Genomic DNA, 18,831 nt, shown 5'->3' with positions numbered 1-18,831 from the left:
GATCATGCAGTCGCTGATGACGCGGGGCCAGCTCAAGATCGCCGCGGCGCGCCGCCCGGAGCACGCCCGCCACTGGCGTGCCGTGCTCGGCTCCGGCGCCGACCCGGTCGGCTTCCCCGCCGACCGCACCCCGGCGCCCGGCGCCCCGCCCGAGCCGGCGGCCGTCACCGTGCCGCTCGACGAGGCGGTGGTCGACCGGCTCACCCGGGCCGGCCGGGGCGGCGAGGACGCCCGCCAGGTCCTGGTGACGGCCGCGGTGGCCGCCCTGCTGCGCCGCTACACCGGCGCCGACGACATGCTCGTCGGCCGTCCGGGCGAGCCGGGGCAGTTGGCCGGGATGCTGCCGTTGCGGGTGCGCTGCGCGGCGGAGAGCAGCTACCGCGACCTGGTCGGGCAGTTGCGCACGGCGGTGCCCGAGGCGGCGCGCCACGCCGACTACCCGGTCGAGTTGCTGGCCGAGGAACTGGCGGCGGACGCCGGTCCCGGCCCGCACCCGCTCGTCGACGTGGCGGTGGGGGGCGGCGCCCCGGACGGCGCCGGGGTCGGGGTGTTCTTCGCCCTCGGCGCCGCCGAGGTGACGGTCCACCACGACGCCCGCCGCTACGACGGCGCCACGGCCGAGCGGATCGGCGCCCACCTGGCGCTGTTGCTGGGTCGGGCGCTGGCGGAGCCGGACGCGCCGGTGGCGGACCTGAGCCTGCTGACGGACGGCGACCGGGACGTGCTGCGGGAGGTCAACGACACCGGCGTCGGCCAGGACCCGGCCGGCCGGCCGGACGAGTGGGTCGCCCGGTGGGCCGCCGCCCGCCCGGACGCCGTCGCCGTCCGTACCGCGGCCGGCAGTTGGACGTACGCGGAACTGGAGGCCCGGGTGGCCGCGTACGCCGAGCGGCTGCGCGGCGCCGGGGTGGGCGCGGAGTCGATCGTCGGCGTGCTCGCCGAGCGCTCCCGCGAGCAGTTGGTGGCGATCCTGGCCACCCTGCGGGCCGGCGGCGCCTACCTGCCGGTCGACCCCGGTTACCCGGCGGCGCGCGTCGCCTACCTGCTCGACGACAGCGGGGCCGCTGTGGTGCTCGCCGCCGACCCGGCGCGGGTCCCGGACGGCGTGCCGGTGCTCCCGCTGCCGACCGCCGGCCCGGTGCCCGCCGCCGTCCCGTCGCCCGGCCCCGACGCGCCGCGCCACGGGCGGGACCTCGCGTACGTCATCTACACCTCCGGCTCGACCGGCGCCCCGAAGGGCGCGATGATCGAGCACCGCTCGCTGGCCAACCGGCTGGCCTGGATGCAGCGGCTGTACCCGATCGGCCCCGCCGACGTGATCCTGCACAAGACCCCCACCACCTTCGACGTGTCGGTGTGGGAGCTGTTCTGGTGGGCCCGCGAGGGCGCCTCCGTCTGCCTGCTTCCCGCTGGCGCGGAGCGCGACCCGGAGGCCATCATCGGGGCGGTCGAGGCGCACGGCGTCACCACCGTGCACTTCGTGCCGTCGATGCTGGGCGCGTTCCTCGACTACCTCGGCACCGCCGACACCGGCCGGCTGGCGAGCCTGCGGCAGGTCTTCGCCAGCGGCGAGGCGCTCGGTCCCCGGCAGGTGGACCGGCTCGCGGAGCTGCTGCCCGGCGCGACGCTTGTCAACCTGTACGGCCCCACCGAGGCCACCGTCGACGTCACCCACCACCGCTGCCGGCCCGGCCGGGAGCGGGTGCCGATCGGCCGGCCCGTGGACAACACCCGCCTGTACGTGCTCGACGAGCGGCTACGCCCCCAGCCGGTGGGGGTGCCGGGGGAGCTGTGCGTCGCCGGGGTGCAGCTCGCCCGGGGCTACCTCAACCGCCCGGAGCTGACCCGGGACCGCTTCGTCGCCGCGCCGGAGGTGGGCGAGGAGCGGGTGTACCGCACGGGCGACCTGGCCCGGCTGCTGCCCGACGGCACGCTCGACTACCTCGGCCGCCTCGACCACCAGGTGAAGGTTCGCGGCTACCGCGTCGAGCTGGGCGAGGTGGAGGAGGCGCTGCGCGGGCACCCGGCCGTCAAGGACGCGGTGGTGGTGGCCCGCGACGGCAACCTGATCGGCTACGTGGTCGCCGACGAGCCGGTGGGCGAGGCGACGCTCACCGCCCACCTCGGCACCCTGCTGCCGGGCTACCTGGTCCCCGCCCGGGTGGTCGAGCTGGCGGAGTTCCCGCTGTCGGGCAGCGGCAAGCTGGACCGGCGGTCGCTGCCCGAGCCGGCCGCGCCCGAGCGGCCGTACGTGGCGCCGCGCACCGGGCCCGAGCGGATCCTCGCCGACATCTGGGCCGAGGTGCTGGGTCTCGACCGGGTCGGCGTGGAGGACAACTTCTTCGCCATCGGCGGCAACTCGATCCACTTCGTCACCGTGCTGGCCCGGGCGCACGCCGCCGGGGTGGACCTCACGTTCCAGCAGCTGTTCCGCCACCCGACGATCGCGGCGCTGCTCGCGGCCGGCCCGCCGGGCGCGGAACGGGCGGTGGCGCACCCGCCGTTCGCCCTGCTCGACGAGGCGGACCGGGCCCTGCTGCCGGACGGGGTGGTCGACGCGTACCCGCTCGGGCAGCTCCAGGCGGGGCTGATCTACGAGAACGAGCTGTCCCGGGGCGCCGCCCAGTACCACGACATCATCAGCTTCCTGATCAATGCGCCCTTCGACGAGGCGACGTTCACCGAGGCGGTGCGGATCCTCGTCGCGCGGCACCCGATCTTCCGGACCAGCTACCACCTGACCGGCTTCGGCGAGTACCTGCAACTCGTGCACGCCGACGCGCCGAGCCCGCTGTGGGTGGTGGACCTGCGCGACCGCGACCCGGCCGAGCAGGAACGCTGGCACGCCGACTGGCACGCGCGCGAGCAGTCGTACCGGTTCCGCTGGCAGGAGCCGGGCCTGGTCCGCATCCACGTGCACGTCCTCGGCGACGAGCTGTACCGCTACAGCGTCAGCCAGCACAACTCGGCGCTGGACGGCTGGAGCATCACCCTGCTGCACACCCAGCTCTTCGACACCTACTACCGGCTGCTGGCCGGGGACCGGCCGGACGAGGGACCGGCGGAGAACCACTTCCGCGACTACATCGGGCTGGAACGCCGGGCGCTGGAGTCGGCGGCGGACCGCGACTTCTGGCGCGGCGTCCTCGCCGCGGGCGGGGTCACCGAGCTGCCCCGGTGGCAGCAGCCGCCGGAGGCGCCGGCCGAGCGGCCCGTCGTCTTCCACGAGGTGGAGATCGACGACGCGCTCTCCGAGCGGCTGCTGCGCGCGGCCGACCGGTTGGCGGTGCCGCTGAAGACCGTGCTGCTGGCCGCGCACGTCAAGGTGGTCGGCGCGCTCGCCGGGGACACCGAGGTCGTCACCGGGTACGAGCAGAGCGGCCGGCCGGAGGCGGAGGGCGCCACGGGGGCGCTGGGGCTGTTCCTCAACACCGTGCCGATGCGGGTGGACCTCGGCGGCGGCTCCTGGGCCGACCTGGTCCGGGCGGTGTACCGCGCGGAGGCGGACCTGCTGCCCCACCGGCGCTACCCGATGGCGCAGATGAAGGCGGACGCCGGCACCACCGACCTGCTGTTCGAGACCGTCTTCAACTACACCCACTTCTACCTGCTCAAGCAGCTGCGCGAGCTGCCCGGCTTCGACCTGCTCGACGTGCAGGTGAGCACGGAGACGGAGTTCGCGCTGCGCGCCGAGTTCATGCGGGACTTCTTCACCGACCGGGTCCGGCTGAGCCTGCACTACCATTCGGCGGCCTTCACGCCGGAGCAGGCGGCGGGCATCGGCGAGGTGTACCGGCGGGTGCTGGCGGAGCTGGCGACCGACCCGGAGCGCGCCCACGACGGGCTGCGGCCCGGCCTGCCCGAGCCCCGGGTCGCCCCGACCCGGCGCCGCTTCGACCGGGCCGCACCGGCGACGCGCCGGCCGGCGGCGCCGGCGGGGCGGACCGCGCCGGGCACGCCCGTCGCCCGGCGGATCGCCGAGGCGTGGGCGGCGGCGCTCGACGTGCCGCTGGCCGGGATCGCCGAGGAGGACAACTTCTTCGACCTGGGCGGCAACTCGCTCGCCGCGATGCGGGTGATCGCCGCGCTACGGCCCCTGGTCACCCTGCGGCAGCTGATGACCACCTCCACGCTCGGCCCGCTGGCCCGGGCCGTCGAGGCGGACGCCGCGCCGGAGGACCGGCTGCTGCAACCGCTGTCCCCGCCGGACGCCGCGCACGACCGGGTCCTGGTCTGCTTCCCGTACGCGGCGGGCAACCCGCTCGCCTTCCGGCCGCTGGCCGAGGCGCTGGCCCCGCACCGGATCGCGGTGCACGCCGTGGCGCTGCCGGGGCACGACGTCAGCCGGCCCGAGCCGCTGCTGGACCTGCCGGAGCTGACCCGCCGGGTGGCCGCCGAGATCGGGGAGCTGGGCGGCCGGCCGGTGCTGGTCTGGGGGCACTGCGTCGGCGCGGCGGCGGCGATCGAGGTCACCCGGCTGCTCGCCGCCGCCGGCCGGCCACCCGAGCGGCTCTTCCTCGGCGGCAAGCTGCTGCGCGGGCCGGAGGAGATCGACGCCAGCATCGCGGAGGTCACCGGCATGGCGCCGGCGGACGTGGTGGGCTGGCTGGTGGACCAGACCGGCTTCACCGAGCTGGACGGCCTGGACGCGGGGCACGTCGACGCCCTGGTCGCCGCCTTCCGGCACGACGCCGTCGGCTCGCACCGCTACCTGCGGGACCGGGTGGGGGAGCCGCTGCCGGTGCCGGTCACGGTGGTCGTGGCCGCCGACGACCCGTTGACGGCCGGGCCGGGCGCGGCGCACGAGGCGTGGCGGCGGGTCGCCGCCGACGTGGAGCTGAGGGAGATCGACGGGGGCGGACACTACTTCTGCCGCACCCGCGCGGCCGACGTGGCCGCTATCGTCGGCGCGACGGGTCCGGGCGCGCCGCCGGCGGCCGCCGCCGTACCGTCCGCCCGCCGTCCTGGGGAGAACCATGTCTGACCGTACGCCGACCGCGCGGGACGAGTTCGTCGCCGGCGCCCGCTCGATGGTGCCGTTCCTGCTCTCCGCCTTTCCGCTGGGCGTGATCGGCGGCACCCTCGGCCTGGCCGCCGGCCTGTCCTACCTGGAGACGTTCGGCCTGGCCATGGTGGTCAACTCCGGGACCGCCCAGTTCATCGGCTTCAAGCTGATCTCGGAGGGGGCGGCCTGGCCGGTCATCGTCCTGACGACGCTGATCCTCAGCCTGCGGATGCTGATCTACTCCACGCTGCTCGCGCCGCACGTGCGCGAGTTGCCGCAGCGCTGGCGGCTGCTGCTGGGCTTCGGCCTGATCGACGCGGTGTTCTTCGTGGCCTTCGACCGGATCAAGGGCGACGAGCCGGCCCGGCGCAAGAGCATGTTCTACTTCGGCGCCTCCGCGGTCATGTACGTCAACTGGGCTGTCGCCACGGTGGTCGGCATGATCGCCGGGCACCTGCTGCCGGAGCGGCTGCGTTCCGGCCTGGACTTCCCGATGACCGCCGTCTTCCTGGTCGTGCTCGCCTCGGCGCTGGTCGGCTGGAAGGTCTGGACGACGGCGGTCTCCGCCGGGGCGCTGGCCCTGCTCCTGCTCGGGCTGCCCTACAACCTCGGCCTGATCGTGGCGGCGTTCGGCGGCGCGTTCGTCGGCATGGCCTGCGAGCTGGTGGAACGGCGGTGGTTCCCGCCGAAGCCGGCGGAGCCGGGCCAGCCGGGGGAGGAACCGGGCGAGCCGGGGGAGACGCCAGGGGAGACGGCGGAGTCGGGCGGGCCGGAGCCGAGAACGCCGCAGCCGCGGACCGCCGGGGCGGCGGCCGGGGAACGCCGGGCCGTCGAGACGGCCCGTGACACGGACGGAAGGTGACCGGAATGTCCATGCTGCTGCTCATCCTCGGGATGGGGCTCGCCACCTTCGCGCCCCGGTACCTGCCGCTGCTGGTCTTCCGCGACCGGGTGCTCCCCGACGACGTCAAGGTCTTCCTCGGCTACCTCCCGCCGGCGCTGCTGGCGGCCATCGCCGTCCCGTCGGTGATCGCCCCGGTGGACAACCGGATCGAGATCACCGTCGTCACCGTCCCGTACCTGGTGGCGGGCCTGGTCACGCTGGTGACCGGCCTCTTCGTCGAGCGTTTCATGATCGTCTGGACGGTGGGCCTGGTGGTCTTCTTCGGTTTGCGCTGGTGGCTGGGGGCCGTGTGACGGCCGCCCACCCCGCCGGCCGCGCCCCGCTGCGGGTCGCGGCCGCCCAGGTCACCGCCGTCCCCGGCGACCTCGCCGGCAACGCGCGGACCGCGGCGCGGAGCATCGCCGAGGCGGCGGCCCGCGGCGTCCACCTCGTCGTCTTCCCCGAGCTGTCGCTCTGCGGCTACGACATCGGACTGCTGCACGACGACATCGCGCGGTGCGCCGTCGAGGCGGGCGGTGACCCGCTCGACGTCGTCGCCGAGGCCTGCCGCACCCACCGGGTGGTGGCGGTGGTCGGCGGCTGCCGGCGACGTGCCGACGGCTGGGCGATCGGCGCCCTGGTGGTCGGCGCGGACGGCCGGCCCGCCGCCGCGTACGACAAGCGCCACCTCGACCGCGACGAGCGCGAGCTGTTCGTGCCCGGCCGGGCCGACTGCCTGGTCGAGGTGCGCGGCTGGCGGCTCGGCCTGGGGGTCTGCTACGACGCGAGCTTCCCCGAACACGCTCGCGCGCTGGCCCTCGCCGGCGCCGACGCCTACCTGTGCCCGAGCGCTTTCACGACGGGCGACTCCGACCACCGGCGCGGCGTGTACTTCCCGGCCCGCGCCCTGGAGAACACCTGCTACGTGCTGTTCGCCAACTTCGCGGGATCGCACGGCGACTGGGAGTTCGCCGGTCGCAGCGCCGTGTACGCTCCCGACGGTCGGGTCCTCGCCGACGCCGGCACGGGACCCGGGCTCGCCGTCGCCGACCTGGACGACGCCGTGCTGCGCCGGCACCGCGACGCGCTGCGGATGCTCACCGACCGGGCCGCGCCCGCGCAGCCCCCGGTGGCCGTGCCCGTCCCGGCCGGGTGACCGCCCGTCCGCCGGGAGCGTCCACGCGGACGAGCCGTCGTCGGGCGCCCGCCGCCCGGGTGACGCCCGCACCTGTCCGACCCGCCGTCCCGGCGGGCAGCCCACCACGTGAGGAGAACCTGTGACCGGCACCGGCACGATCGCTGTCCACGGCGACGACGGGTTGAGCCCGGGCGGGGCGGTGTCGCCGCCGATCGTGCAGAGCGCCACCTTCAGCGCCGAGTCCGACGAGCAGTTCGCCGCCGTCGCCACCGAGACCCGGGGCAACGCCTTCTACACGCGCTACGGCAACCCGAACCACGCGCAGGTCGCCGCCGTGGTCGCCCAGCTGGAGGGCGTCGAGGCGGGCCTGGTCACCGCCTCCGGGATGGGCGCGATCAGCACGATCGCCCTGGCCCTGCTCTCCGCCGGGGACCACGTCATCGTGCAGCGCAGCACGTACGGCGGCACGACGTCCCTGGTCACCGGCCTGCTGGCCCGCTTCGGGGTGGCCTTCACCCAGGTGGACCAGACCGACACCGAGGCCTTCGTCCGGGCGCTGCGCCCGCAGACCCGGCTGGTCCTGGTGGAGACCCCGAGCAACCCCCTGCTCGAACTGACCGACCTGGCCGCCGTCGTCGAGCTGGCGCACGCCAACGACGCGCTGGTCGCGGTCGACAACACCTTCGCCACCCCGGTCAACCAGCGGCCGGCGGAGTTCGGCGCCGACCTGGTGTGGCACAGCGGGACGAAGTACCTCGGCGGGCACTCCGACGTCTCGGCCGGGGTGGTCGTCGGCTCCGCCGACCTCGTCGACCGGGTCTGGCAGACCGCCATCGTCACCGGCAGCACCCTCGGCCCCATCGACGCCTGGCTGCTGCTGCGGGGCATCCGCACCCTGTCGCTGCGGGTGGACCGGCACAACGCCAACGCGCTGGCCCTGGCCCGGGCGGTCGAGGGCCACCCGGCCGTGCGGCGGGTCCGCTACCCGGGGCTGCCGACGCATCCCCAGCACGAGCTGGCCGGCCGGCAGATGACCGGCTTCGGCGGGGTGCTCAGCGTCGAGCTGCGCGACGGGCGGGCGGCGGCCGGGCTGCTCGACGGCCTCCGCCTGGCCAAGCGGGCGGCCAGCCTGGGCAGCGTCAGCACCCTCGTGGTGCACCCGCGCTCGATGTGGGCCGGGATCGTCGACGCCGAGCAGTTGGCCGCCACCGGCATCGGCGAGGGCCTCGTCCGGGTCTCCACCGGCATCGAGGACACCGAGGACCTCGTCGCCGACTTCCTGGCGGCCCTCGACGCGGCGGACCGGGCGGAGTAGCACCCCGGCCGGCCGCGCGGGTCAGCGGTCCGGGCTCCCGGCCGGCGCCATCACGCGCAGCGCGTTGGCGTCCAGGCCGATCCGGATCGGCGTACGGCCGCACAGCTCGCCGTCGACCTCGACGCGCGCCGGCCGGTCGGTCTCCAGCCACAGCTCCCCGACGGCGAGGAACGGCTCGTCGCCGACGGAGCGCCGGTGCCCGGTCACCGCGTTGCGGGCCGTGTCGCGCAGCAGTCCACGGCGGTTCGCGCCGCCGACCGGGTACGCGACCAGCAGCCGGTCGTCGGCGTCGGCGTCGGCGGCGATCGGGCGTCCGGCGTGGAAGCCGCCGTTGGCCACGTACACCTGGTGGGTGCGGAACTCGTGCCGGGCGTCCCCGGCGCGGACGGTGACCCGCAGCGGGCGGTGCCGGGCCAGCAGGGCCAGGGCGGTGAGCGGGTACGCCAGCCGGCCGGTGACCCGCTTCAGGCGCGGCGGCGTCCGCAGCATGATGTCGGCGGAGAGGCCGACACCGACGTGGTTGGTGAACCGCATGTCGCCGGCGAGGCCGAGGTCGACGTCGATCACCGTGCCGCCGGTCAGCACGTCGACGGCCAGGTCGAGGTCGAGCGGGACGCCGACGGTGCGGGCGAAGTTGTTGGTGGTGCCCAGCGGCAGCAGGCCGAGCGCCATGTCGCGGTGGGCGAGCAGCCGCGCGGCGGTGCTGAGGGTGCCGTCCCCGCCGCCGGCCACCAGCAGGTCCGGCCCGAGGTCGACGGCCGCGGCGAGGACGCGTTCGAGCTGGCCGGGCTGCTCGACGGGGTGGTCGCCCAGCAGGTGGAAGCCGGCCGCCGTCAGCCGGGCCCGGGCCTGCTCGTGCAGTTGGCGGCCACGGCGGGAGTGGGCGTTGACGACGAGGACGGCCCGCCGGTCCCGCCGGATGGCCGCGCCCAGTTCCTGCTTCGTCCGCATGGGCCCCGACCCTATCGGCATCCCGGACGCCGGCACGAGGACGCGGGGGATCGCAGGCATAGAAGGTTTTCGACGTATTCGTTAGGGGGGCGGGAAGGAAGGTTTCCACCCCGGAGGTGTCGATTTCGGGCCCAACGACTGGGGCTACGTGCGCAGCGAGTGCATCGGGGGCTACGACTCGTGGTGAGCGGGGGAGTGCCGCGCCGGCTCGGCGCGTTGCTGGCGACCGTCTGCGCCGTACTGGCGCTCACGCCGTCGGCCGGGCACGCCGCGAACGGGACGATCGGGCAGCGGGAGACGGTGTGCGCCGAGGACCTCTTCGTCCGCACCGCCCCGGTCGGGGCGTGGATGGGCACTCTCTACCGCGGCCAGACGTTCCTCGTCGAGGGGCCGCGCAGCGGCGGCTACGTCTACGGCTTCGCCTACGGGCACGTCAACCGGCGCGGCTGGGTGCAGGACGGCTGGTTCTGCTGACCCCGCCCGGCGGGTGACCCTCGGAGTCCCGGGCGGGACCGGGACTCCGAGGGGTCCGGCGGATCGTCGCCGGCTCACCGGGAGGGCGTCAGCCGCCCGGTACGCCGCCGGTGGGCGCGGATCAGCTCGGCGTAGCGCAGGCCGCTCGCCTTGACCGTCCGGCGCTGGGTGGGGTAGTCCACGTGCACCAGCCCGAAGCGCTTGTCGTACCCGTACGACCACTCGAAGTTGTCGAGCAGCGACCAGACGAAGTAGCCGGCCAGCGGCACGCCCCGGTCGACCGCCGCCGCGCACGCCGCCAGGTGCCGCTCCAGGTGGTCGGTGCGCTCCCGGTCCTCGACGGTGCCGTCGGCGGTGACCTCGTCCCGCCACGCCGACCCGCTCTCGGTGACGAGCACCCGCGCCGGGGCGTACTCCTCGGTCACCGCGACCAGCAGCTGCTCCAGCCCGGCCGGGTACGCCTCCCAGCCCATCGCGGTGTGCACCGCGCCCGGCACCGGCACCTGCCGGGCGTACGGCGCCGGCCCCGCCGGGTCGTCGGCCACCACCTGACGGAAGTAGTAGTTCAGGCCGAGGTAGTCGGTGGGGGTGGCGATCACCGTCAGGTCGTCGCCCCGCACCGGCGGCTCGACGCCGTACGTGGCGACCATGTCGGCCGGGTAGCCGCGTCCGTGCAGCGGGTCGAGCCACCACCGGTTGACGTGGCCGTCCATCCGCCGGGCGGCGGCCACGTCCTCGGGCCGGTCGCTCGCCGGCTCGCAGGGGCTGGGATTGAGCACGATCCCGACGGAGGCGGGCCGGGCGGCGGCGGCCCGGATCGCCCGGGTGGCCAGCCCGTGCCCGAGCAGGACGTGGTGCGAGGCGCGCACCGCCCTGGCCAGGTCCCGCTCGCCGGGCGCCATCCGGCCCTCCAGGTGCCCGATCCAGGACACGCAGAGCGGCTCGTTGACGGTGGTCCAGTCGGCGACCCGGTCGCCGAGGCGGGCGGCCACGACGGCGGCGTAGTCGGCGAACGCCTCGGCGGTGGTCCGCTCCGGCCAGCCGCCCCGGTCCTGCAACGCCTGCGGCAGGTCCCAGTGGTAGAGCGTCACGAACGGGCGGATCCCCGCCGCCAGCAGGGCGTCGACCAGCCGGTCGTAGAAGTCCAGGCCCTTCGGGTTGACCCGGCCGACGCCGTCGGGCCGCACCCGGGGCCAGGCCACCGAGAACCGGTACGCGTCCACCCCGAGCCGCCGCATCAGCGCCACGTCCTGCGGCCACCGGTGGTAGTGGTCGCAGGCCACCGCGCCGGTGTCGCCGTTGTCGACGGCGCCCGGCACGTCGCAGAAGGTGTCCCAGATGGACGGCGCGCGGCCGTCGGCGCGGACGGCCCCCTCGATCTGGTACGCGGCGGTGGCGACCCCCCAGAGGAAGTCGGGCGGCAGCGTGGACAGGTCCGGCACGGGTGGGCTCTCCTTCGGATGTGCGGCCGACATGGCCTCGTGTGCGGCCGTCACGGCCTCACCTGACCGCGCCGGCGGTGAGGCCGGCGACGAAGTAGCGCTGCAACGCCAGGAAGCCGGCCACCACCGGGACGCTGACCACCAGCGACGCGGCCATCACCTGGTTCCAGTAGACGTTGAACTGGGTGGAGTAGCCCTGGAGGCCGACGGCGAGGGTGCGGCTGCCCTCGTCGGTCATCACCGAGGCGAAGAGCACCTCGCCCCAGGCGGTCATGAAGGCGTACACGGCGACGGCGACGACGCCCGGCACCGCCGTCGGCAGGATGACCCGGAACAGCGTGCGGAGCGGGCCGGCGCCGTCGACCTGCGCCGCCTCGTCGAGGCCGCGGGGGATCGAGTCGAAGTAGCCGACAAGCATCCAGATCGAGAACGGCAGCGAGAACGTCAGGTACGTGATGATCAGGCCGGTGCGGCTAGCGTACAGCTGGATGCCGGTGGCGGTGCCGAGGTTGACGTAGATCAGGAAGAGCGGCAACAGGAAGAGGATCCCGGGGAACATCTGGGTGGACAGGACGGTCACCGAGAACAGCCCTCGGCCCCGGAACCTGTACCGGCTGACGGCGTACGCCGCGAAGATCGCCACGGTGACCGAGAAGACCGCCGCCACGGTCGAGACGACCAGGCTGTTGACCAGGTAGCGGCCCAGCGGCACGGTCGACCACATGTCGACGAAGGCCTGCGCGGTGGGGCGCCGGGGCCACCAGGTGAAGGCGCCCTGCACGTCCTGCAACGGCTTGAGCGCCGAGCTGAGCATGACGTAGAGCGGGACGAGCACGAAGAGCGCGAGCAGGGTCAGCACGATCCGGCGGGCCCAGCGCTCGGCGGCGGTCTCACGCATCGTTCCTCCGGTGGTTGGTCAGCAGCAGGTACCCGGCGGTGACCAGCAGCAGGAACAGCAGCAGCGCCACCGACATCGCCGATCCGGCCCCGAAGTCCCAGGTCTTGAAGGAGCTGCGGTAGATGTGCAGGGAGAGCAGGTTCGCCTGCTCCGGCGCAGAACCGCCGAAGAGCACGTACGGGGTGTTGAAGTCGTTGAAGGTCCAGAGGAACAGCACCAGCACCAGCACCAGGTTGACCGGGCGCAGCATGGGCAGCGTCACCGAGCGCAGCCGCCGCCAGAATCCGGCCCCGTCCATGGCGGCGGCCTCGTACAGCTCGCCGGGGATGTTCTGCAGGCCGGCCATGACGCAGAGGAAGGCGAACGGCCAGGACCGCCAGACCGAGACGGTCAGCAGCGCGACGAAGCTGTTCTCCCCGATCAGCCAGAACGGCCGGTCGTCGAGGAGGTGGAGCTGGTCGACCAGCACGTGGTTGACCAGGCCGGTGTCCCGCTGGAACAGGAAGCTCCAGGTGATCACGGCCGTGTAGACGGGCAGCGCGTACGGGGTGAGGAAGAGCGCGCGCAGCACGGCCCGGCCGCGGAAGGGTCGTTGCAGCAGTACGGCGGCGGTGGTGCCGAGCACCCAGGAGAGCCCGACCGAGGCCACCGTGTAGCCGACGGTCACCCCGAACGAGTGCAGCAGCTGCGCCCCGACCGCCGAGTCGACGTCGAGCACCACGCGGTAGTTCTCCCAGCCCACGAAGGGCGCGGTGGACCAGTCGCGGATGTGGAACTGGGTCAGCTCGCGCAGGCTCATCCACGCCCCGACGAGCATCGGCACGACGTGGACCGCCAGCTCCAGCACGACGGCCGGGGCGAGCAGCAGGTACGGCAGCAACGACCGGCGGCGCCCGGGCGACCAGGGCCGCGCCGGGGCCGCGCGGCGGGCGGGCCGCTCCGGTGCGGCGACGTCCCGGGCGGGCGTGGTGGTGGCCATCGGGGTCCTCTCGCTGGGTGGCCGTGGGAGGGTCGGCGTCCCTCCCACGGCCACCGGTCCGGCGGGTCAGCGCATCTGCTGCTGGGCCCGGGTCAGCTTCTGCCGGACGCTCTCCTCGGTGACCGGTCTGCCGCTGGCGGCGTCGGCGAAGAGTTCCTTGATGGCGGTGCCGACGAGGGTCTCGAAGGTGCTCTCGTCGGGCACCTGCGGCAGCGGCGCTGCCGTGGTGGCGAGGGTCTGCTGGAGCACCTTCTGCTCCGGCGCGGCGAACGCCGGGTCGCCGGCGACGGTGGCGACGGCGGGCAGCGAGCCGTACGTCCTGTTCAGCGCCACCTGCTCGGCGTCGCTGGTCATGAACTTGACGAACTCCAGCGCGGCGTCGCGGTTCTTGGTGTGCTTGAACACCGCCATGTTGATCCCGGCGACCATGCTGTTGACCTTCCTGCCGCCGGCCGGCGGGGCGGCCGGGAACGGCACCGGGGCGATCCCGTACGCGTCGGGGGCCATGTTCTGCGACTTCAGGTTGGACCCGGCGGCCTGCCAGAGCAGCATGGCGGCCTTGCCGTTGGCGAAGTCGGAGACCGACTGGTTCTGCGCGTACTCGGCGTTGCTCGGGTTGACGATCCGGTCGACGGCCATCAGGTCGACGTACCGCTTGACGGCGGTGACGTTCTGCGGGGTGTCGAAGGTCGGCTTGCCGGCGGAGTCGAACCACTCGCCGCCGTACTGCTGGCTGAAGGTGAAGGCGTGGTGGGCGTTCTCCGACGGGTTGGCGCCCTCGACGGCGAGGCCCCAGCGGTCGCCGCCGGTCAGCTTGCGGCCGACCTCGGCCACCTGCTCCCAGGTGGTGGGCGGGCTGGTGACGCCGGCGTCGGCGAACGCCTTCTTGTTGTAGTAGAGGGCGTAGGCGAGGCTGTAGAGCGGCACCGCGGCCGGCGGCTTGCCAGGCGCGCCCGCGGCGGCCAGCGCGGCGGGCACGAACCGGTCCTTCCCGCCGACCTTGGCGAGGGTGGCGTCGTCGAACTCGACAAGCGCGCCGGTGGCCTGCAACGACGCCGACCAGGTGTTGCCGATGTTGACCACGTCGGGGCCCTGGCCCGAGGTGGCGGCGGTGAGCAGCCGGTTGAGCAGGTCCGACCAGGGCACCACCTCGACGTTGACCTTGATGCCGGTCTGCTGCTCGAGCTTGTCCAGTTCGGGCTGGAGGGTCTGCTTGTCGGCCTCCAGGCTGGCGCCCTGGTTGCTGGCCCAGTAGGTGAGGGTCTTCCCGGCCGCGCCGGAGGAACCCCCGGAGTCGCCGCAGGCGGTGAGCGTGGTGGCGGCCAGCACGGCCGCCGTGAGTATCGCGAGGTGTCGTCTCGACACGTTCGGCCCTTCCGTTGCACGTGGTGGGGGTCGCCGGCGTCGCGTCGGGAACGGGGGTGAGGGCGCCGGCGGACGGTGGGCGGGGCGCGCCGGCGGGGGCCGACGGCTCGACAGTTCCATCACGACTTAATGAATGTGGTCATTAAAGTGGTTGACTGAGGGGCCGTCAAGCACGGGGTCGTACAGTCGCTCCCGGGGGCCGAGGGGATCGAGGTGGCAGGTGGAGTTGGCGCGCGCGACCAACCGGGGCGTCCGGCTGCGGAACCGGTCCGCCCTGCTGTCGAAGGTCTTCCTGGACGGCCCGCTCACCCGGCAGGCTCTGGTCCGCAGCACGGGGCTGAGCCAGCCGGCGGTCAGCAACGTGGTCGCCGACCTGATCGACGAGGGGCTCATCGCCGAGGCGGGCGCCGCCGAGTCCGACGGCGGCCGGCCCAGCATGATGCTGCGGGTCGCGCCGCGCTTCGCGTTCGTCATCGGGGTGGACGTCGGGGAGACCCGGGTCCGGGTGGAGCTGTTCGACTTCGCGATGGCCCAGCTGGCCAGCGTCGCGTACCCGCTCGATCCCCGGCGGACGGAGCCGGCGGAGGTGGCGGGGCACGTGCTGGCCGGCATCGACGCGGTCACGGCCCGGGCCGGGGTGGCCGTCGACGAGGTGCTCGGCGTCGGCATCGGCGTCTCCGGGGTGGTCGAGCAGGGCCGGGAGGCCGTGGTGCACGCCCAGTCGCTCGGCTGGGACCGGGTGCCGTTGGAGCGGCTGATCGCGGCGGGCACCGACCTGCCGCTGCACGTCGACAACGGGGCGAAGACGCTCGGCCAGGCGGAGATGTGGTTCGGCGCGGGCCGGGGGGCCCGGCACGCCGTCTTCGCGCTTGTCGGCTCGGGGGTCGGCACCGCGGTGGTGACCAACGGGGTGACCTACCGGGGCGCCTCCAGCAGTGCGGGAGAGTGGGGGCACACCACCCTGCTCTACGGCGGGCGGCCCTGTCGCTGCGGAGCCCGTGGCTGCCTGGAGGCGTACGTCGGCGCGGAGGCCGTCATCGACCGCTACCGCGAGGCCCGGGGCGGTCACCCGGTCCCGGGCGACGACGAGGAGTCCCAGCTGGCGGCCCTGATCGACGCGGCCGGCACCTCGGCCGCCGCCCGGCGGGTGCTGGACGAGACGGCCGAGTACCTCGGCGCCGGGGTGGCCAACCTGATCAACCTGTTCAACCCGGAGCGGGTCGTGCTCGGGGGCTGGGCCGGCATGGCGCTGGGCGGCCTGCTGCCGGCCGTGCGGGAGGCCGCCGGCCGCCAGGCGCTGCGCCAGCCGTACGAGCAGGCCTCGATCGAGCTGGGTCTGCTGGGCGTCGACGCGGTGGCGCTCGGTGCGGCGACGCTCCCGATCGCCCGGCTGCTCACGGCCGGCGGGGTGCGGTCGGCGAATCGGCGGGTTACCGAACAAATCGAACTTCACGGATAAATAACAGCGTTATTTATCGATGTCTTGACGGCTGCGCGACGACGCCGCAACACTCGGACGAGAGCGCTCTCTCCCGTCCCGGCACCGTCCGGCGTCGCCGCCCCGCAGTGCCGCGGCCCCCTTCGTCATCCCGTCACGCCCGAGGTCCCCCACCCTCTATCGACAGGCGAAGTCATGACATCTCGCGCTACATCCGTACGCCCGACGCCGCCGCCAGGGCGACCCGCCCGGCGGCTGCTCATCGGCCTCGCGCTGCTCCTCGTCGCGGCGCTCACCCCCGCCGGCGCGACGCCCCCGGCGCAGGCCGCCCCGAGCCTGCTGTCCCAGGGCCGCCCCGCGACCGCCTCGTCGACGGAGAACGCCGGCACCCCGGCGTCCGCCGCGGTCGACGGCGACGCCGGCACCCGCTGGGCCAGCGCCTTCAGCGACCCCCAGTGGATCCAGGTCGACCTCGGCACCCGGGCCACCCTCAGCCAGGTGGTCCTGTCCTGGGAGGGCGCCTACGGCCGGGCCTTCACGATCCAGACCTCCGACGACGGCGCGGCCTGGACCACCGTGCACAGCACCACCGCCGGCACCGGCGGCACCCAGACGGTGAGCGTGACGGGCGCCGGCCGGTACGTCCGGATGCACGGCACCGCGCGCGGCACCGGATACGGCTACTCCCTCTGGGAGTTCCAGGTCTACGGCGAGGCCGGCGGCACCGCGCCCACCTGCGGCAGCGCCAACGTCGCCCAGGGCCGGCCGGCCACCGCGTCGTCGGTGGAGAACGCCGGCCTCCCCGCCTCGGCGGCGGTCGACGGCAACCCCGGCACCCGCTGGGCCAGCGCCGCCGCCGACCCCCAGTGGCTGCGGGTGGACCTCGGCACCGTCCGGTCGATCTGCCGCGTGGTGCTGACCTGGGAGGCCGCGTACGCGCGGGCGTTCCAGCTCCAGACCTCGACCGACGGCAGCTCCTGGACCACCGTGTACGGCACCACCACCGGCACCGGGGGCAGCCAGTCGCTCGCGGTGGCCGGCAGCGGCCGCTACCTGCGGGTGCACGGCACGGCGCGCGCTACCGCGTACGGCTACTCGCTCTGGGAGCTGGCGGTGAACGTGACAGGCGGCGACGCTCCGCCCGTGGAGCCGACCGACCCCCGCAACCCGAACCTCGGGCCGAACACCTTCGTCTTCGACCCGTCCACCCCGACCGCGACCATCCAGAGCCGGCTGGACACGCTCTTCGCCCAGCAGGAGCGCAACCAGTTCGGCCCCGAGCGCTACGCGGTGCTGTTCAAGCCCGGCAGCTACACCGCCGACGTCAACCTCGGCTTCTTCACCCAGGTCGCCGGCCTCGGCATGAGCCCCGACGACGTGAACCTCAACGGGCACGTCCGGGTCGAGGCGTTCTGGATGGGCGGCAACGCCACGCAGAACTTCTGGCGGGCCGCCGAGAACCTCTCGGTGACCCTGCCGGCCGGGGTGAGCGTGGAGCGCTGGGCGGTCTCGCAGGCCGCGCCCTACCGGCGGATGCACCTGCGCGGCGCGCAGAACCAGATCCAGCTCTGGAACGGCGGCGACGGCTGGTCCAGCGGCGGCCTGATGGCCGACACCAGGATCGACGGCCTGGTCGTCTCCGGTTCGCAGCAGCAGTGGTACTCGCGCAACAGCGAGTTCGGCAACGGCTGGACCGGCTCGGTGTGGAACATGGTCTTCCAGGGCGTCACCGGCGCCCCGCCGCCGCACTTCCCGAACCCCTCGCACACCGTCATCCCACAGACCCCCCAGGTACGCGAGAAGCCGTTCCTCTACGTCGACGGCACCGGCGAGTACCGGGTCTTCGTGCCGGCGCTGCGCACCAACTCCACCGGCACGAGCTGGTACGGCAGGACCCCGGCCGGCTCCTCCATCTCGCTCAGCCAGTTCTACGTCGTGCGGCCGGGCGCCGGCGCGGCCACCATCAACGCCGCGCTCGCCCAGGGCCGGCACCTGCTGTTCACCCCGGGCGTGCACCACGTCACCGAGCCGATCCGGGTGGACCGCCCCGACACGGTGGTCCTCGGCCTCGGCCTGGCGACCATCCAGGCCGACAACGGCACCGTCGCGATGCGGGTCGCCGACGTGGACGGCGTGAAGGTGGCGGGCCTCATGTTCGAGGCCGGCCAGGTCAACTCGCCGGTGCTGATGGAGGTTGGGCCGCCCGGCTCGGCGGCCAGCCACGCGGCCAACCCGACCTCGCTGCACGACGTCTTCTTCCGCATCGGCGGGCCGGGCGTCGGCCGGGCCACCAACACGTTGACCGTCAACAGCGACCACGTGATCGGCGACCACATGTGGCTGTGGCGGGCCGACCACGGGGACGGGGTCGGCTGGGCGGTGAACACCGCCGACACCGGCCTGACGGTCAACGGCGACGACGTGACCATGTACGGCCTCTTCGTCGAGCACTACCAGCGCTACCAGACCGTCTGGAACGGCAACGGCGGGCGGACGTACTTCTACCAGAACGAGATGCCGTACGACCCGCCGAACCAGGCCGCCTGGATGAACGGGGCCACCCGTGGCTACGCGGCGTACAAGGTGGCCGACGGGGTGAGCAGCCACCAAGCGTGGGGGATGGGCAGCTACTGCTACTTCAACGTCAACCCCGCGGTCGTCGCCGATCGCGCCATCGAGGCGCCGACCAGCCCGAACGTCCGGTTCACCAACATGGTCACCGTCTCCCTCGGTGGCGTTGGCACGATCAACCGGGTGGTCAACGGCACCGGCGGCACCGCCGACACCGCCAACCAGGTGGTGTACCTGACGAACTATCCGTGACCCCGTAGGGCGGCGGGCCCGGCCGGGCCCCCCCCCGGTTGCGGGTGGCGCCCCGCGCCCCCCGCCCAGCCCCCCGCGATGGGCGGCGGCACGTCACACCAAAAAAAAAATAATTAACAT

The 18,831-nt window shown here is 74.1% G+C and carries 13 protein-coding genes; 8 read left to right on the top strand and 5 right to left on the bottom strand.

Annotation, left to right across the window (positions count from 1 at the left end; translation table 11 throughout):
• Positions 1 to 4: 4 nt before the first annotated feature.
• The 5 genes from ACGFNF_RS25700 (at position 5) to ACGFNF_RS25680 (ending at position 8,341) form a co-directional block, all read left to right on the top strand.
• A complete protein-coding gene (locus ACGFNF_RS25700; RefSeq protein ID WP_393171236.1) occupies positions 5 to 4,984 on the top strand; it encodes an amino acid adenylation domain-containing protein in 4,980 nt (1,659 codons plus the stop codon).
• Positions 4,977 to 5,867 carry an AzlC family ABC transporter permease gene (locus ACGFNF_RS25695; RefSeq protein WP_357578586.1) on the top strand — a complete coding sequence of 297 codons (891 nt, stop codon included), beginning with the start codon at positions 4,977 to 4,979 and terminating at the stop codon, positions 5,865 to 5,867. Before ACGFNF_RS25700 ends, ACGFNF_RS25695 begins: the two co-directional genes overlap by 8 nt.
• A gap of 5 nt (positions 5,868 to 5,872) precedes the next feature.
• Positions 5,873 to 6,202 (top strand): AzlD domain-containing protein, encoded by a 330-nt coding sequence (locus ACGFNF_RS25690; protein WP_357578587.1) that lies wholly within the window; start codon positions 5,873 to 5,875, stop codon positions 6,200 to 6,202.
• A complete protein-coding gene (locus tag ACGFNF_RS25685; protein WP_357578588.1) occupies positions 6,184 to 7,044 on the top strand; it encodes a carbon-nitrogen hydrolase family protein in 861 nt (286 codons plus the stop codon). The genes ACGFNF_RS25690 and ACGFNF_RS25685 overlap by 19 nt, the downstream gene beginning before the upstream one ends.
• A 121-nt stretch (positions 7,045 to 7,165) precedes the next feature.
• A complete protein-coding gene (locus tag ACGFNF_RS25680) occupies positions 7,166 to 8,341 on the top strand; it encodes a PLP-dependent aspartate aminotransferase family protein (protein WP_357578589.1) in 1,176 nt (391 codons plus the stop codon).
• A 21-nt stretch (positions 8,342 to 8,362) separates the two neighbouring features.
• Here the strand turns inward: ACGFNF_RS25680 and ACGFNF_RS25675 are convergent, their stop codons facing one another.
• Entirely contained in the window at positions 8,363 to 9,292 is a 930-nt protein-coding gene (locus ACGFNF_RS25675) for a diacylglycerol/lipid kinase family protein (RefSeq protein WP_393171233.1), read from the bottom strand.
• A gap of 183 nt (positions 9,293 to 9,475) precedes the next feature.
• Between ACGFNF_RS25675 and ACGFNF_RS25670 the strand changes: the two genes are divergently transcribed.
• The gene (locus tag ACGFNF_RS25670) at positions 9,476 to 9,766 is read left to right on the top strand and encodes a hypothetical protein (RefSeq protein WP_207914442.1); all 291 of its coding nucleotides are present in this window, start codon (positions 9,476 to 9,478) and stop codon (positions 9,764 to 9,766) included.
• Positions 9,767 to 9,840: 74 nt separating this feature from the next.
• Here ACGFNF_RS25670 and ACGFNF_RS25665 read toward each other — a convergent pair whose 3' ends face one another.
• From ACGFNF_RS25665 to ACGFNF_RS25650, 4 genes are all read right to left on the bottom strand, one after another.
• Positions 9,841 to 11,241 (bottom strand): GH1 family beta-glucosidase, encoded by a 1,401-nt coding sequence (locus ACGFNF_RS25665; RefSeq protein WP_357578595.1) that lies wholly within the window; start codon positions 11,239 to 11,241, stop codon positions 9,841 to 9,843.
• A gap of 25 nt (positions 11,242 to 11,266) precedes the next feature.
• Positions 11,267 to 12,106, bottom strand: a complete 840-nt coding sequence (locus ACGFNF_RS25660) for a carbohydrate ABC transporter permease (RefSeq protein WP_132238333.1) — start codon at positions 12,104 to 12,106, stop codon at positions 11,267 to 11,269.
• Positions 12,099 to 13,085 (bottom strand): sugar ABC transporter permease, encoded by a 987-nt coding sequence (locus tag ACGFNF_RS25655; RefSeq protein WP_357578591.1) that lies wholly within the window; start codon positions 13,083 to 13,085, stop codon positions 12,099 to 12,101. The genes ACGFNF_RS25660 and ACGFNF_RS25655 overlap by 8 nt, the downstream gene beginning before the upstream one ends.
• A 66-nt stretch (positions 13,086 to 13,151) precedes the next feature.
• Complete coding sequence (locus ACGFNF_RS25650; protein ID WP_357578592.1) at positions 13,152 to 14,450, bottom strand: sugar ABC transporter substrate-binding protein; 1,299 nt, start codon at positions 14,448 to 14,450, stop codon at positions 13,152 to 13,154.
• A gap of 220 nt (positions 14,451 to 14,670) precedes the next feature.
• On the opposite strand from ACGFNF_RS25650, the gene ACGFNF_RS25645 reads away from it, so the two are divergent.
• Positions 14,671 to 15,909 carry an ROK family transcriptional regulator gene (locus ACGFNF_RS25645; protein ID WP_357578593.1) on the top strand — a complete coding sequence of 413 codons (1,239 nt, stop codon included), beginning with the start codon at positions 14,671 to 14,673 and terminating at the stop codon, positions 15,907 to 15,909.
• A gap of 174 nt (positions 15,910 to 16,083) precedes the next feature.
• The gene (locus ACGFNF_RS25640) at positions 16,084 to 18,711 is read left to right on the top strand and encodes a discoidin domain-containing protein (protein WP_393171230.1); all 2,628 of its coding nucleotides are present in this window, start codon (positions 16,084 to 16,086) and stop codon (positions 18,709 to 18,711) included.
• Positions 18,712 to 18,831 lie beyond the last annotated feature (120 nt).

The sequence above is a fragment of the Micromonospora sp. NPDC048868 genome, from assembly GCF_043198195.1.
Lineage (GTDB): Bacteria > Actinomycetota > Actinomycetes > Mycobacteriales > Micromonosporaceae > Micromonospora > Micromonospora reichwaldensis.
The sequence above is the reverse complement of the archived record's forward strand: the minus strand, read 5'-3'. Positions and strand labels throughout refer to the sequence as shown.